This window comes from Salifodinibacter halophilus, from assembly GCA_012999515.1.
In the GTDB taxonomy this organism is placed as follows: Bacteria; Pseudomonadota; Gammaproteobacteria; order Nevskiales; family Salinisphaeraceae; genus Salifodinibacter; species Salifodinibacter halophilus.
The window spans coordinates 1-247 of sequence record JABEEB010000539.1; the positions used below are offsets into that span (position 1 = coordinate 1).

Sequence of the window (247 nt, forward strand, 5' to 3'; positions counted from 1 at the left end):
AGCGATGGAGCGGCTGCGTCAGGCCGAGGCGATCCTGGCCGCGGTCGCCGAGGTGCGCGCGCGCCTGGAATCGCCGCTGATGGGCTGGGCCAGCGGCAACCTCGACGACATGCGCGCGCAGTTGGCGCGGCTGACCCCGCCGGGATTCCTGCGCGACGTGCCGACCGCGGCGCTGGCCGAATACCCGCGTTACCTCAAGGCACTGTCGACCCGCGGCGAACGCGCCCTGCGCGATCCGGTGCGCGAC

1 protein-coding gene is annotated in these 247 nt (G+C 74.1%); it reads left to right on the forward strand.

All coding sequences use genetic code 11. From position 1 onward, the window contains the following. A partial coding sequence (locus HKX41_12760) for a DUF3418 domain-containing protein (protein ID NNC25006.1) occupies positions 1–247 on the forward strand: 247 nt, incomplete at both ends.